Consider the following 14,676-nt stretch of genomic DNA (forward strand, 5'->3'; position numbering starts at 1 on the left):
TTTTGCTTGGGCTCCCCTGCTTTTATGCTTTAGCTACGTTGATCGGACCGAACATGTCGCCCAGTACCGAAGTCGATTCGTGGGCGGCCGCGACGCGCACGACGTTCGCCGGCAGGCGCGCGTCGATGTTCGCCACCAGCACGACACTGCCCTGCCCTTGCGATACGGTGACCGCATCGCCAGCGGCGACGCCCAGCTTCTCGGCCAGCTTGGCCGACAAGGTGGCGCGCGGCGTCTGGCCATCGGCCGTGCGCAGCAGCGGTTCGGAACGGCGCGCGACGGCGTCGGCGAAGTGGATGGGCACGTCGGCCAGGCGTTCCAGTTGCTCGCCATTGCCGAAGAACGCGCCGGCGACAGCCGTCTTCGCCACGTTGTTCAGCTTCGCGGACAGGTCCATGTTGCCCTTGCCCAGCGCTTCGTCGCGGATCGTTTCCGAGTTCTCGTAATCGAAGCCGGAGAGGCCCAGCAGGTTGCCCAGCACGCGCAGCACTTTCCACGCGGGACGCGTCTCGCCCAGCGGCTTGACGGTGCCGTTGAAGCTCTGTGCGCGGCCTTCGCAGTTGACGAACGTGCCGGCCGTTTCGCTGAACGGCGAGATCGGCAGCAGCACGTCGGCGTAGTCCATGCCGTGCTTGAATGCGGACATCGCGACGACCATCTCGGCGCCACGCAGCGCCTTGACGGCTTGCGACGGATTCGCCGCATCCAGTTCCGGTTCCGCGTTCAGCAGCACGTACGCTTTCTTCGGCTGCGCGAACAGGCCACCATTAACCCCGGCATTCTTCGACGTGGCGTTGACCACGTAGCCGCCGACCGTGTTGGCGGCGTCGACGAAGTAGCCGAACTTGGCACCAGTCTGCTCGGCGATCCATTGCGAGATCGCATGCAGCTTCGACGCCTGCGGGTGGTACATCGCGGCGTTACCCAACAGGACGGCGCCCGGGAGGTCGGCAGCGTTGTCCACGGCCAGCGTTGCGGCGATGGCCTTGGCGACGTCACCGGCGGTCACGCCTTCCAGGCCGGCCGGAGCGGCGATACCTTTCGCTGCAGCGACGGCGACGGCGATTTCCGACAGCGCGGCGAGCCAGTCGCTCGGTGCCGCGATGAAGCGGTTCGCGGTCGGGATCAGGTTGTCGTCGGCGGAGCCGTGGACGATGGACAGCTTGGCGCCCGACTTGACGGCGGCGCGCAGGCGCGTCGCGGCCAGCGGGTGGTCCTTGCGCAGGAACGAGCCGACGACCAGCACGCGTGCCAGGGTCGACAGTTCGGCGATCGGCATGCCCAGGTGCGGGACCACTTGGCCGTCCAGCGCGAAGTCGGTCTGGCGCAGACGGAAGTCGACGTTCTCGATGCCGAAGCCGCGCATGGCCTTTTGCAGCAGGAACAATTCTTCGACGGTCGAGTGCGCGGTGCCGATGGCGGCGATGCTGTCGGCGCCGTGTTCGTGGCGGATGTTGCGCAGGCCGTGGGCGACGTATTCCAGCGCCGTCTGCCAGTCGGTCTCGATCCACTTGCCGTCCTGCTTCAGCATCGGCGTCGTCAGGCGCGAGGCGTTGTCGAGGGCTTCGTACGAGAAGCGGTCCTTGTCGGACAGCCAGCACTCGTTGATCGTTTCGTTTTCCAGCGGCAGCACGCGCATCACCTTGCCGCCCTTCACTTGGACGATCAGGTTCGAACCGAGCGAATCGTGCGGCGACACCGAACGGCGGCGCTGCAATTCCCACGGACGTGCGGAATAGCGGAACGGCTTGCTCGTGAGCGCGCCGACCGGGCACAGGTCGATCATGTTGCCCGACACTTCCGAGTCGACGGACTTGCCGACGAACGTCGTGATTTCCGAGTGCTCGCCGCGGCCGACCATGCCGAACTCCATCACGCCGGCCACTTCCTGGCCGAAGCGCACGCAGCGGGTGCACTGGATGCAGCGGCTCATCTCTTCCATCGAGATCAGCGGGCCCGCTTCCTTCGGCGCCACGACGCGCTTCTCTTCCGCGTAGCGCGAGTCGCCCTTGCCGTAGCCGACGGCCAGATCCTGCAACTGGCATTCGCCGCCCTGGTCGCAGATCGGGCAATCCAGCGGGTGGTTAATCAGCAGGAATTCCATGACGGACTTCTGCGCCTGCACGGCCTTGTCGCTGTGCGTGCGCACGATCATGCCCGGCGAGACCGGGGTGGCGCAGGCAGGCAGCGGCTTCGGCGCTTTTTCCACTTCCACGAGGCACATGCGGCAGTTGGCCGCGATGGACAGCTTCTTGTGGTAGCAGAAGTGCGGGATGTAGGTTCCCAGTTTGTTTGCGGCGTCCATCACCATCGAACCCGGTGGGACTTCGACTTTCTTGCCGTCTAATTCGATTTCAACCATTTGATCGTTACCTGACCCGGTTTAGAGGTAAGTCGGCACCAGGCAGTGCTTGTGCTCGACGTGATATTCAAATTCTTCGCGGAAGTTCTTGATCATGGCGCGGACCGGCATCGCGGCGGCATCGCCCAGTGCGCAGATGGTGCGGCCCTGGATGTTGTCGGCGATCGAGTTCAGCATGTCCATGTCTTCCGGACGACCCTGGCCGTGTTCGATGCGGTGGACCATGCGGTACATCCAGCCCGTGCCTTCGCGGCATGGCGTGCACTGGCCGCACGATTCCTCGTAATAGAAGTACGACAGGCGCAGCAGCGACTTGACCATGCAGCGGGTCTCGTCCATGACGATCACGGCGCCCGAACCCAGCATCGAACCGGCCTTGGCGATCGAGTCGTAGTCCAGGTCGGTCTGCATCATGACGTCGCCGCGCACGACCGGTGCCGACGAACCGCCCGGGATGACGGCCTTGATCTTCTTACCGCCGCGCATGCCGCCGGCCAGTTCCATCAGCTTGGCGAACGGCGTACCCAGCGGGACTTCGTAATTGCCCGGACGCTCGACGTCGCCGGAGATCGAGAAGATCTTCGTACCGCCGTTGTTCGGCTTGCCCAGCCCCATGTACTCGGCGGCGCCCATGTTCAGGATGAACGGGACGGCTGCGAACGTTTCCGTGTTGTTGATCGTGGTCGGCTTGCCGTACAGGCCGAACGACGCGGGGAACGGCGGCTTGAAGCGCGGCTGGCCCTTCTTGCCTTCCAGCGATTCCAGCAGCGCCGTCTCTTCGCCGCAAATGTACGCGCCATAGCCATGGTGCGCGTGTAGCTGGAACGAGAAGTCCGAACCCAGGATGCGGTCGCCCAGGAAGCCGGCGGCGCGCGCCTCTTCCAGCGCCTCTTCGAAGCGGAGGTATTCCTGGAAGATCTCGCCGTGGATGTAGTTGTAGCCCACGGTGATGCCCATCGCGTACGCGCCGATGGCCATGCCTTCGATCAGTGCGTGCGGGTTGTAGCGGATGATGTCGCGGTCCTTGAACGTGCCCGGTTCGCCTTCGTCGGTATTGCAGACGAGGTATTTCTGGCCCGGGAACTGGCGCGGCATGAAGCTCCACTTCAGGCCGGTCGGGAAGCCCGCACCGCCGCGGCCGCGCAGGCCGGACGTCTTCAGATCGGCGATGATCTGCTCGGGGGTGATCTTCTCTTCCAGGATGCGGCGCAGCGCGGAATAGCCGCCGCGCTTGACGTAGTCTTCCAGGTGCCAGTTGTCGCCGGTCAGATCCTTCAGGATCAGCGGGTTGATGTGGCGGTCGTGCAGGCTGGTCATTTGTTCAGTTCCTCCAGCAGGGCGTCGATCTTCTCGTCCGACATGAACGAGCACATGCGGTGGTTATTCACCAGCATGACCGGCGCGTCGCCGCAGGCGCCCATGCACTCGCCTTCCAGCAGGGTGAACTGGCCGTCTTCGGTCGTTTCGCGGAAATTGATGCCCAGGGCATCCTTGATGCGGTGGGCGGCGCGCTCGCCGCCCGACAGCGCGCACGGCAGGTTGGTGCACACGGTGATCTTGTGCTTGCCGACCGGCTTCAGGTTGTACATATTGTAGAAGGTGGCGACTTCCTGCACGGCGATGGCGGGCATGTCGATGTAGTCGGCCACTTCCTGCATCGTTTCCGGCGACAGCCAGCCCAGTTCGACTTGCGCGTGGGCCAGCGCGGCCATCACGGCCGACTGGCGCTGGTCGGCCGGATACTTGGCCAACTCGCGGTCGATTTTTTTCAAGCACTGCTCAGATAACATAATCTTTTCTACCCTTCTTATCGGTCGATCGAGCCGAACACGATGTCCTGCGTGCCGATGATGGTGACGGCGTCGGCGATCATGTGACCGCGCGCCATTTCATCGAGCGATTGCAGGTGGACATAGTCCGGGGTGCGGATCTTCAGGCGGTACGGCTTGTTGGCGCCGTCCGACACGATGTAAATGCCGAACTCGCCCTTCGGATGTTCGACGGCCGCATACGCTTCGCCCGGCGGGACGTGGAAGCCTTCGGTGAACAGCTTGAAGTGGTGGATCAGCGATTCCATATTGGTCTTCATGTCCACGCGCGACGGCGGGGCGACCTTGTGGTTGTTCGTCATGACCGGGCCCGGATTCGCACGCAGCCACGTGATGCACTGCTTGATGATGCGGTTGGCCTGGCGCATTTCCTCGATACGGACCAGATAGCGGTCATACGAGTCGCCATTCGTGCCGACGGGGACGTCGAATTCCACCTTGTCGTAGGCGGCGTACGGCTGCAGCTTGCGCAGGTCCCAGGCGATGCCCGAGCCGCGCAGCATCGGGCCCGAGAAGCCCATGCCCATCGCGTCTTCCGGCGTCACGACGCCGATGCCGACGGTACGCTGTTTCCAGATACGGTTATCGGTCAGCAGGGTCTCGTATTCGTCGACATAGCCGTCGAAGCGCTTCGTGAACGAGTCGATGAAGTCGAGCACGGAGCCCTGGCGGGTCTCGTTCAGTTCGTCGATCGCTTTCTTGCTGCGCAACGGCGATTCGCGGTGGCGCGGCATCACGTCCGGCAGGTCACGGTACACGCCGCCCGGGCGGTAGTACGCCGCGTGCATGCGCGCGCCCGACACGGCCTCGTACACGTCGAACAGGTCTTCGCGGTCGCGGAACGCGTACAGGAACGGGCCCATCGCACCGATGTCCAACGCGTGCGCGCCCAGCCACATCAGGTGGTTCAGGATGCGCGTGATCTCGTCGAACATCGTGCGGATGTACTGCGCACGGATGGGAACGTCGATGCCCAGCAGCTTCTCGATGGCCAGCACGTAGCCGTGCTCGTTGCACATCATCGAGACGTAGTCGAGGCGGTCCATGTACGGCACGGACTGCAGGTAGGTGCGGGTCTCGGCGAGTTTCTCGGTGCCGCGGTGCAGCAGGCCGATATGGGGGTCGGCACGCTGGATGACCTCGCCGTCCAGTTCCAGCACGAGACGCAGCACGCCGTGCGCTGCCGGGTGCTGCGGACCAAAGTTCAGGGTGTAATTCTTAAGCTCAGCCATTATTTCATCCCGTAGGTTTCTTCGCGGATCACGCGCGGAATGTTCTCACGCGGCTCGATCGTCACGGGTTGGTAGACCACGCGTTTCTGTTCGGGGTCGTAGCGCATCTCGACATAGCCCGAGATCGGGAAGTCCTTGCGGAACGGGTGGCCGATGAAGCCGTAGTCGGTGAGGATGCGGCGCAGGTCGCCGTGGCCCTCGAACAGGATGCCGAACAGGTCGAACGCTTCACGCTCGAACCAGTTGGCGTTGCGCCAGATGCTCGTGATGGAGTCGACCAGCGGCATGTCGTCGTCCGGGCAGAACACGCGCACGCGCACGCGCCAGTTGTGCTCGATCGACAGCAGGTGCGACACGACCGCGAAACGCAGACCGTCCCACGTGCCTTCGCCGTAGGACGAGTAGTCGACACCGCACAGGTCGACGAGTTCCTGGAAACGCAGCGCGGGATCGTCGCGCAGCTTTCGCATCGAGGCCAGATACTCGGAGGCCTTCACTACTACCGTTACTTCGCCCAGCGCCACGGTAATGGCAGCGCCCTCGCCCAGAGCATTCTTCAGGGCGAGTTCGAGGGCTTCGATTTTAGTCGTCATGGTTGAAACCGGCTTGGATTATCGCGCGATGGTATTGGTGCGCTGGATCTTGTTCTGGAGCTGGATGATGCCGTACAACAGGGCCTCGGCCGTCGGCGGGCAACCCGGGACGTAGACGTCGACCGGCACGATGCGATCGCAACCGCGCACGACGGAGTACGAGTAGTGGTAGTAGCCGCCGCCGTTGGCGCACGAACCCATCGAGATGACCCAGCGCGGCTCGGCCATCTGGTCGTACACCTTGCGCAGTGCGGGCGCCATCTTGTTGCACAGGGTACCGGCCACGATCATCACGTCGGACTGGCGCGGCGACGGGCGGAACACGACGCCGAAGCGGTCGAGGTCGTAGCGCGCGGCCCCCGCGTGCATCATCTCGACTGCGCAGCAAGCCAGGCCGAACGTCATGGGCCACATCGACCCGGTGCGCGCCCAGTTGATCAGCTTGTCGGCTGTGGTGGTGACAAAACCTTCGTTTAAAACGCCTTCAATAGCCATGGCTTATTCCCAATCAAGGGCACCTTTCTTCCAGATGTACCAGAAGCCGACGACGAATTCGACGATGAACACCATCATCGTGACGAACCCCGTCCAGCCCAGGTCGCGCATCGAAACGCCCCAAGGGAAGAAGAATGCCGTTTCCAGATCAAACAAAATAAACAGGATCGCGACCAGGTAGTACCGGACGTCGAACTTCATGCGCGCGTCTTCGAACGCCTCGAAGCCGCATTCATACGGGGAGAGTTTCGCCGCATCGGGGCGATGGGGGCCGATCACGCGGCCGAGGAGCTGCGATGCGACGCCGACAACGGTGCCGATCACGATGAAGAGTAGGACGGGGAAATAGTTCTCGAGGTTCACGATGAAGCCTTAGTTGAACGATCGGTTGAAAAAACACTGCAGTGCTGCAGTACCGCATCGCGCAATCCCGGCCGGTTGCCTGAGCCAGGATCGTACGACTGGAGACACTGAATCATCTTCGCGTTGCCGATCCCGACCTTCGAGGCTCGCCGCACGTTCGTACGACTGGGCTTCTCGGGCCAGAAGCGCCGCCGCTGGGACGGTTCTTCAAAGCCTCCGACATATCCTCGTAAAAAAGCCAGCTAGGCTTGCGAGCGGAAGCTCATGCGCCCTAGCTGGCTTCTTGTATCTTGGTGCCGACGGCGAGACTCGAACTCGCACAGCTTGCGCCACTACCCCCTCAAGATAGCGTGTCTACCAATTTCACCACGTCGGCTGGAGACCAGTATTCTACCCTGTCTTAGCAGCATTTTTCAATGCTCAAATTGCGCTAACCCAAGAAAAAATACTCTTTTTCTCAACTTTATAAAACTTGTGTTTACGGCGGGCCGAGTTGAGAGTCCGGTCGCCGGCGCTGGCGGACCGAAGCCCGCGCATGTTACACCACCCTGCGCGCGCGTGCAGGAAGTGGCCGCCCCGAAATTATTTTGCGGGCGCGGGTGCCGGTGCCGCTGCCGGCGCCGGCACATCCTGCGGTGCAGCGGGCACCGATGCGGCCGGCACGGCCGGTGCGGCGGCAGGCGCCGGCACGGTCGTCGGGATCGCGTCGCCGGCGGCCGGCGCCTTCTTCACGGGCACGGTCACGTTTTCCATCACGCCGCCGCCCACGCTCGCATGCGGACGGTTGCTGCCGAAGTAAGCGAGGCCCAAGGTGGACGCGAAGAAGATCGCGGCGGCGACGGCCGTCGATTTCGACAGGAAGTTCGACGAGCCGCTGGCACCGAACAGGCTGCCGGACGCGCCGGAACCGAAGGCCGCGCCCATATCGGCGCCCTTGCCGTGCTGGACGAGCACGAGACCGATGATGGCCAGCGCGGAGACGACCTGCACGACGACGATCAGATTGAACAACACGTTCATTGTTTATTCCATTCCAAGGTTGAAACTACGTTACTAAAAACGAATCCCGGCGCACCGGGAAGAGATTCCTCGCCTGGACTGGATGACCAACCCGGCGTTATTCAGGCCGCGTGAATGATGGCAAGAAAATCTTCCGCCTTCAAGGCCGCGCCCCCGATCAGCCCGCCATCGATATCCGGCTGGGCCAGCAAATCCTTCGCATTCTCCGGCTTCATGCTGCCGCCGTACAGGATCGGTACGACGGCCGCCGCCTCGGCGCTGCGCGCCTTCAGCTGCGCGCGCAATTGCGCGTGCACGTCCTGCGCCATCGCCGGCGTCGCGTTCCTGCCGGTGCCGATGGCCCACACGGGCTCATAGGCCACGACGATCTTCGTCACCGATGCGCCGTCGAGCGCTTCCAGCACGGCGTCGAGCTGGGCGCCGACCACCTGCGCCGTCTCGCCCGCCTCGCGCTGCTCCAGCGTTTCGCCGACGCACACGATCGGTGTCATGCCCTCCGCCAGCACCGCCAGCGCCTTCTTCGCCACCAGCGCACTGTCTTCGCGATGGTAGGCGCGGCGCTCGGAGTGGCCGACGATCACGTAGCGGCAGCCGAACTCGGACAGCATCGTCGCGCATACTTCGCCCGTGTAGGCGCCGCATGCGTGGATCGACACGTCCTGCGCGCCCCACCCGACCGGCGTGCCGGTCAACACGTCCTCGCATTGCTGCAGGTACGGGGCCGGTACGCAGACGGCGCACTGCGCCTTCGCGTTGCCGAGCCCTGCGACGATACCTTCCAGCAGCGTTGCATTGACCGCGCGGCTGCCATTCATCTTCCAGTTGCCTACGATGAGTTTGGCACGCATTACAACCTCACGGTCAAATAACCCGCTATTGTAACGGGCGTTGAAAAACCGGTCAAACCGGGCCTGGCATGGTTGTTCAATGGATTATTCATTCTTGTTGTCTCAGTTCGCGGCGACATTCAGCATGATCTTGCCGACGTGCGCGCTGCTTTCCATCAGCGTGTGCGCGTCGGCTGCCGCCTCGAGGGGGAAGGTCTGGTAAATGACGGGCTTGATGCGGCCGGCTTCCAGCAGCGGCCACACGCGCTCGCGCAGCTCGCGCGCAATCTGTGCCTTGAACGCGACGGGGCGCGGGCGCAACGTGGAGCCCGTGATGGTGAGCCTGCGGCGCAGCACCTGGCCCAGGTCGACATTGGCCTTCGCACCGCCCAGCAGCGCGATGACGACGATGCGGCCGTCGTCCGCGAGGCACGCGATTTCGCGGGCCACGTAGTCGCCGCCGACCATGTCGAGCACGACGTCGACGCCCTTCCCGTTCGTCAATTCCTTGACGACGGCGGCGAAGTCTTCCGTCTTGTAGTCGATCGCGCGCTCGGCGCCTAGGGACTCGCACGCGCGGCATTTGTCCTGGCTGCCCGCGGTAGCGAACACGCGGTGACCCAGCGCCGTCGCCAACTGGATCGCCGTCGTGCCGATGCCGGAGCTGCCACCCTGCACGAGCAGGCTCTCGCCCTCCGCCAGCGCGGCGCGCTGGAACACGTTGCTCCACACGGTGAAAAAGGTTTCGGGCAGCGCGGCCGCTTCGAGCGGACTCAAGCCCTTCGGCACCGGGAGGCATTGCGCGAGAGGCGCCGCGCAGTATTCCGCATAGCCACCGCCCTGCACGAGGGCGCAGACGAGGTCGCCCTTGCTGAAGCCGCTGGCGCCCAGGTCGCCGTCGACGATCTCGCCGGCCACTTCCAGGCCCGGCAAGTCGGACGCGCCGGGCGGCACGGGATACTGGCCCAGCCGCTGGAACACGTCGGGCCGGTTGACGCCGGCCGCGAGCACGCGGATGAGGACTTCGCCCGGCTTCAGTAGCGGTACGGAGCGCTCGCAGGGCGTGAGCACGCCCGGCCCGCCGGGCTGGGTGATTTCGATTGCACGCATGGCATACCCTAGTTAAATAAAGAGCAATTGTACGCGAGCGGCTCGGATCACCCAAGCATGAGCAAGCAGAAAATGGCGGGTAACGCTAACAATGAGCAAGAAAATGCTCGTTTATACAATAAATGTAGTAAATTTACGGCTCAGGGTGCGATTTGTAAGAACCGTGGGGTGGACGGATAAAAAAAACACCGCCAGCCCGGAGGCTGGCGGTGTCGGTCACGTTGTGTGTGCGATACGGAACTGCGGGACGGTATGCGATCTCACCAGCGCTGCCGGTGCGCGCGATCCGCCTTCGCGTTCAGGCTCGGCGCATCACATCACTTCTTGTCGTCGTTCTTGTGGCTCTGCGAGCCGGCCTTGGCGTGCTGCTCCGGCGTGCCACCACGGGTACCGGCGCCGCTTTGCTGGCTGCCGCCGCGCTGGCTTTGCTGGCTGCCGTCGTTCTTGTGGCTCATCGAACCGGCGCGGCGTGCTTCTTCCGAGGTGAACTCGTGGGCATTACCGGAAGCGTGTGCGGCCTTGCCGCCTTCCGAAGCGATTTCACGCTGCTTCTGCGGGTCCATCGATGCGAAACCGCGGTTGCTGGTGTCGCCGCTCTGGTTGTTGCCGCCCTTGTTGCCGCCCTGATTGCCTTGGTTTGCCATGATTGCCTCCAATGGTTGAGTTGTCGTACGGCTCATGAAAACTGCTTGAGGGTCCCCATCGTAGTCCCGTCGAGACGGCCGGGACATCAAGGTTTCGCCATGCGCGCGTAGGACGATTCCCCATACCGCTGTGGGCTTGGTCCTTACATCTTGGAGCAACTTAACTGTTCAGGAACCGCCGCCGCCCGTGCGCGACGACGCCGGCAAAGGCGTGCCCGGCTTCCAGTTGCGCGACAGCGCCTGGGCCTCGTCGATCTGCTCCTGGCTCATCTGTTTGGCGAGCGAGGCGCGCTGTTCGATGGCGTTGCGGTGGCCGTTGGCGGCGGCCAGGTTGCACAGCATGTAGGCGATGACGACGTCCTGCGGCATCCCGCCCACGTGGTAGCGGTACATGAGGGCGAGCGCGTGTTGCGCGTCCGGATGGCCCTGCTCGGCTGCCTTGCGGAACCATTGCACGGCCAGCTTCTGGTCCTGGGGGACGGCGTTGCCCGTGTAGTACATGGCGCCGATCACGTATTCGGCGTCCGCCTTGCCCTGCACGGCGGCCTTGTAGTGCCAGGCGAACGCCTGCTTGTAGTCGCGCGGGACGCCGCGCCCCATGTAGTACATCAGGCCCAGCAAATGCTCCGCGTCCGCGTTGCCGGCTTTGGCAAGCGGGGTGATCTCCTTCAGCGCCAGCGCGTAGTTGCGGGCATTGTAGGCATTGGCGCCCTCCGTGAGGCCCGCCATCGCACTACCGTTCAGGCCCAGTGCGAGCAGGATCGCAACGGTCAGTTTTCTCATTGTCTCGTTCGGATCTTGAGGCTTGCGCCTCTTCGTTTTTCTACTTCTTGTCGAGATACGGCTACGTCCAGCTCACCTACTTCCAGCTCACCTTGCCCAGTCCGTCGACGGCCACCGTGCGGTTCTGCGGCTTGCCGTACACCGTCACCGATCCCATGCCGGACAGGTTCAGGTTCGCGTTCTGGCGCGCCGTCACGCGCGCATTGCCCAGGCCCGACAGGTCGATGTCGACGGAGTCCGCATTGCACTGCTGCGCATCCAGGTTGCCAAGGCCACCGAGGTCGGCCTTGATCCACTTGGCGCGCCCGCTGAGCGAGATATATCCCGCGCCCTGCAGGTTCAGTTCCACGCCCTCCCCGTTCAGGCCCACCATCTGCATGCTGCCGATGCCGCCCAGGTTCGCCTTCACGATGCGGTAGTTGCAGGCGATCTTCATCGACCCCGCGCCGTCCAGCGTGAGTTCCAGTTCGTCGCCGGAAAAGCCCGAGATGTCCGTCGTGCCCAGGCTCTCGGACGTCACCGAGCGCAGCGCCGGCAGCACGAGTTCCGCATGCAGCGACCCGCCGTGCACGTGACCGCGAATGTCCGTGTCGATGGTCAGCGTGTCGCCGTTCTGCGCCGTCGTCGTGCGCGTCAGGTAGCGCGATTCCCCTGTCAAGGTCAGCGCGGGCGTGCCGCCCTGGCGGATCCGCAAGTCGACGGCACCGTCCACCTTGACCCGCACGACACGGGCATCGACGGGACGCGTCTCCGTTGCGAGATCGGGCGCGGCGTGCGCGAACCCGAGGATCGTACACAGGGCGACGCCCACCGGAGCGAGCGCGAAAATCTTGTTCATCCGATTCTCCGAATTCCTGTTCTTTTTTGTAGAAGCGACTAAGTATTGATGACAGGATAGACGGATCCGGCCGCACCTCCCAGCGGATTGCGACGAACTGCAAAAAAGGCCACCTGAGCGACATGGGGACGAGGCTGACATGCATAGGCGAGCCGGTCATTATCGCCCGCCGGACCCGCTCAAAATGTCACGGTTTGTCACCGTTTGTCATTGATGTATGCATGGACGTGCGAAAGCCTCCCGCGCGCGGGCGCGGGAGGCTTTGCTTTTAAAGATGGCGCTGCGGGATTACTTCTTGGCGGACTGCTTCGAGCCGCCGCTCGACGACTGCTTCGTCTCGCCGTGCTCGGCGCGCTGCTTGTTCACGATGCGCGAGGCGACCTCTTCCTCACGGCCCGGATAGCGGTGTTCCTTCTTGAATTCCGTCTCGAGCTTCTTGTACTCGCGCTCGCGTTTCGGGCTGGCTCCCTTGGGCATGATGGCCTCCGTTGGTGGCAATGATGCCGCAAGATTAGGCCGATGCCGAGGCGGTGTTCGTGCGATGACGCACGTATTGCGGCAACTCGAAAGTTCGTTGAACGCGTGGACGGGAAACCCGTCCACCCTACGGTAGGGTGGACGGCTCGGCCGTCCACGCGTTCAGCCAGCGTCGAAACGGCCGAGCGATCAGCCCTGCAAGGCTTTTTCCAGGTCTTCCAACTCCGCCGGCTTGACGAGATGCGCATCGAACCCCGCGTCCTGCGCCTTGCGCCGGTCCTCCGGCGACCCATAGCCCGTGTGCGCCACGAGGCGGGTGGACGCCAGCTGCGGATTCCCCTTGAGCCTGCGCGCGAGCTCGTACCCGTCCACACCGGGCAGGCCGATGTCGAGCACGATCACGTCCGGCCGCAGCGACAGCGCCATCTGCACGAGGTCGCCGGCGTCGGCCGTCGTGTGCGCCTCGTAACCCATCTCGGCCAGCAGGAACGCCATCATCTCCATCGCATCCACGTTGTCGTCGACGAGCAGCACCTTGCGCCCGCCCGACGCCGCTGCCGGCTGGCCGGGCACGGTGCCCGCCGCGGCCGTCTCCTGCCCCGCTAGCGCCGTGCGCAGCACGGGCAGCTCGACGACGAATGTGGAGCCCAGCCCGATGCCGGGGCTCGTGGCCGACAGGCGGCCGCCGTGCATCTCGAGCAGCCGCGAGACGAGCGACAGGCCGATGCCGAGGCCTTCCGGCGCCCGGTCCGGCGGGACGGCGGCCTGGGCGAACATGCCGAAGATGCGCGACAGGCTGTCTTCCGCGATGCCGATGCCGTTGTCCTGCACGGCGATGCGCACGATCTCGCCGTCGAGGGTGACCTCGACCTTGATGCGGCCGCCCTTCGGCGTGAACTTGGCCGCGTTGTGCAGCAGGTTGCCCATCGACTGCGCCAGGCGCACGGGGTCGCCCATCAGCCAGATCTGGCAGTCCGGCTGGACGACGTCGAGCTTGTGGCCACGCGCCGCGATCAACGGGCCGGCCGTCTCCACGGCCTGCGCGATCACACCCTTCAGTTCGACCTCTTCCTGGCGCAGGACGATCTTGCCTTCCGAGATGCGGGCGACGTCGAGCAGGTCGTCGACGAGGTGCGCGAGGTGGTCGACCTGGCGCGTGATGACGTCGCGCGCGCGCGCCTGGCGCTCGACCGCATCCGCGCCCGTGCCCATGCTTGATGCGCCCAGCAGCGCGGCCGCATTGCGGATCGGCGACAGCGGGTTGCGCAGCTCATGCGCGAGCGTCGCAAGGAATTCGTTCTTGTTGGCGTCGGCCGCGCGCAGAAGCGCTTCCATCTCCTTGCGGCGCGTGATGTCGCTCGTCACGCGCGCCACGCGATACACCTCGTCGCGGGTATCGCGCACGGCGAACATGCGGTCACGCACCCAGCGCAGCGAACCATCCGGCATCGTCACGCGGAACTCGGCGTCGTAGTGCGGCGTGGACGGCAACGCATCCCACAGCGACGCCACGTAGGCGCGGTCGTCCGGGTGCACGGCGGCCATCCAGCTCCCCGGCTCGCGCTCGAGCGTCTCGACGGGCCGGCCCCAGATCGTCGCGTACGCGGGGCTCACGTACTCGAGCGCGCGCGCCGGCACGGAGAACATCCAGAACACGTCCTCGATGTTGTCGGTGAGCTGGCGGAAGCGTTCCTCGCTGTCGCGCAGCGCGCTCTGCGTCTGGCGCATGCGCAGCAGCGCGTTGACGTTGGCGACCAGTTCGTCCGCCTCGATCGGGGCGGCGAGGTAGTTGTCGGCACCGCCCTCCAGGCCGCGGATCTTGTCGGCGCGGCCCGTCAGCGCGGCCGACGTCTGCAGCACGAGCACCATCGCGCTGTCCGGGTCGGCCTTGATGCGGCGGCACACCTCGATGCCGTTGATGTCGGGGAGCTTCACGTCGAGCAGCACGAGCGCGACGCCGCCGCGCTTCACGACGGCCAGCGCGTCGGTGCCGTTGCTCGCCTCGACGACGGTAAAGCCGGCGCTCTGCAGGATGCGGGTCTTGGCGTAGCGGGCGCCATCGTTGTCGTCGACGTTGAGGATCAAGGTCGGGGTCGTCATGTT

Annotated in this window: 15 protein-coding genes and 1 tRNA gene; all 16 read right to left on the reverse strand. The window is 64.5% G+C overall.

Annotated features, from left to right (window positions below):
* Window positions 1-22 precede the first annotated feature (22 nt).
* Window positions 23-2,362, reverse strand: a complete 2,340-nt coding sequence (nuoG, locus tag NX784_RS08555; protein WP_258816238.1) for an NADH-quinone oxidoreductase subunit NuoG — start codon at window positions 2,360-2,362, stop codon at window positions 23-25.
* 21 nt (window positions 2,363-2,383) lie between these two features.
* Window positions 2,384-3,679 (reverse strand): NADH-quinone oxidoreductase subunit NuoF, encoded by a 1,296-nt coding sequence (gene nuoF / locus NX784_RS08560; protein ID WP_258816239.1) that lies wholly within the window; start codon window positions 3,677-3,679, stop codon window positions 2,384-2,386.
* Complete coding sequence (nuoE, locus tag NX784_RS08565) at window positions 3,676-4,152, reverse strand: NADH-quinone oxidoreductase subunit NuoE (protein WP_258816240.1); 477 nt, start codon at window positions 4,150-4,152, stop codon at window positions 3,676-3,678. Before nuoE ends, nuoF begins: the two co-directional genes overlap by 4 nt.
* A 17-nt stretch (window positions 4,153-4,169) precedes the next feature.
* Window positions 4,170-5,423 carry an NADH-quinone oxidoreductase subunit D gene (locus tag NX784_RS08570; protein WP_258816241.1) on the reverse strand — a complete coding sequence of 418 codons (1,254 nt, stop codon included), beginning with the start codon at window positions 5,421-5,423 and terminating at the stop codon, window positions 4,170-4,172.
* Window positions 5,423-6,016: an NADH-quinone oxidoreductase subunit C gene (locus NX784_RS08575; RefSeq protein WP_258816242.1), complete on the reverse strand. Its 594-nt coding sequence runs from the start codon at window positions 6,014-6,016 to the stop codon at window positions 5,423-5,425. The genes NX784_RS08570 and NX784_RS08575 overlap by 1 nt, the downstream gene beginning before the upstream one ends.
* An 18-nt stretch (window positions 6,017-6,034) precedes the next feature.
* Window positions 6,035-6,511 carry a NuoB/complex I 20 kDa subunit family protein gene (locus NX784_RS08580; RefSeq protein WP_036230641.1) on the reverse strand — a complete coding sequence of 159 codons (477 nt, stop codon included), beginning with the start codon at window positions 6,509-6,511 and terminating at the stop codon, window positions 6,035-6,037.
* 3 nt (window positions 6,512-6,514) lie between these two features.
* Window positions 6,515-6,874 carry an NADH-quinone oxidoreductase subunit A gene (locus NX784_RS08585; protein WP_258816243.1) on the reverse strand — a complete coding sequence of 120 codons (360 nt, stop codon included), beginning with the start codon at window positions 6,872-6,874 and terminating at the stop codon, window positions 6,515-6,517.
* Between the two features lie 291 nt (window positions 6,875-7,165).
* Window positions 7,166-7,250: transfer RNA gene (locus tag NX784_RS08590), tRNA-Leu, on the reverse strand.
* A 206-nt stretch (window positions 7,251-7,456) separates the two neighbouring features.
* Window positions 7,457-7,894 carry a preprotein translocase subunit SecG gene (gene secG, locus NX784_RS08595; RefSeq protein WP_258816244.1) on the reverse strand — a complete coding sequence of 146 codons (438 nt, stop codon included), beginning with the start codon at window positions 7,892-7,894 and terminating at the stop codon, window positions 7,457-7,459.
* 101 nt (window positions 7,895-7,995) lie between these two features.
* Window positions 7,996-8,742, reverse strand: a complete 747-nt coding sequence (tpiA, locus tag NX784_RS08600) for a triose-phosphate isomerase (RefSeq protein WP_258816245.1) — start codon at window positions 8,740-8,742, stop codon at window positions 7,996-7,998.
* A 102-nt stretch (window positions 8,743-8,844) separates the two neighbouring features.
* Complete coding sequence (locus tag NX784_RS08605; RefSeq protein ID WP_258816246.1) at window positions 8,845-9,831, reverse strand: NAD(P)H-quinone oxidoreductase; 987 nt, start codon at window positions 9,829-9,831, stop codon at window positions 8,845-8,847.
* A 317-nt stretch (window positions 9,832-10,148) separates the two neighbouring features.
* Window positions 10,149-10,475, reverse strand: a complete 327-nt coding sequence (locus tag NX784_RS08610; protein ID WP_258816247.1) for a KGG domain-containing protein — start codon at window positions 10,473-10,475, stop codon at window positions 10,149-10,151.
* A 168-nt stretch (window positions 10,476-10,643) separates the two neighbouring features.
* Window positions 10,644-11,258, reverse strand: coding sequence for a tetratricopeptide repeat protein (locus tag NX784_RS08615; RefSeq protein ID WP_258816248.1), 615 nt, complete (start codon window positions 11,256-11,258; stop codon window positions 10,644-10,646).
* Between the two features lie 76 nt (window positions 11,259-11,334).
* Window positions 11,335-12,096 carry a GIN domain-containing protein gene (locus tag NX784_RS08620; protein WP_258816249.1) on the reverse strand — a complete coding sequence of 254 codons (762 nt, stop codon included), beginning with the start codon at window positions 12,094-12,096 and terminating at the stop codon, window positions 11,335-11,337.
* A gap of 288 nt (window positions 12,097-12,384) precedes the next feature.
* Window positions 12,385-12,573, reverse strand: a complete 189-nt coding sequence (locus tag NX784_RS08625) for a hypothetical protein (RefSeq protein ID WP_075796307.1) — start codon at window positions 12,571-12,573, stop codon at window positions 12,385-12,387.
* A 189-nt stretch (window positions 12,574-12,762) separates the two neighbouring features.
* Complete coding sequence (locus tag NX784_RS08630; RefSeq protein WP_258816250.1) at window positions 12,763-14,673, reverse strand: ATP-binding response regulator; 1,911 nt, start codon at window positions 14,671-14,673, stop codon at window positions 12,763-12,765.
* Window positions 14,674-14,676: the final 3 nt, after the last annotated feature.

Source organism: Massilia pinisoli (assembly GCF_024753285.1).
In the GTDB taxonomy this organism is placed as follows: domain Bacteria; phylum Pseudomonadota; class Gammaproteobacteria; order Burkholderiales; family Burkholderiaceae_D; genus Telluria; species Telluria pinisoli.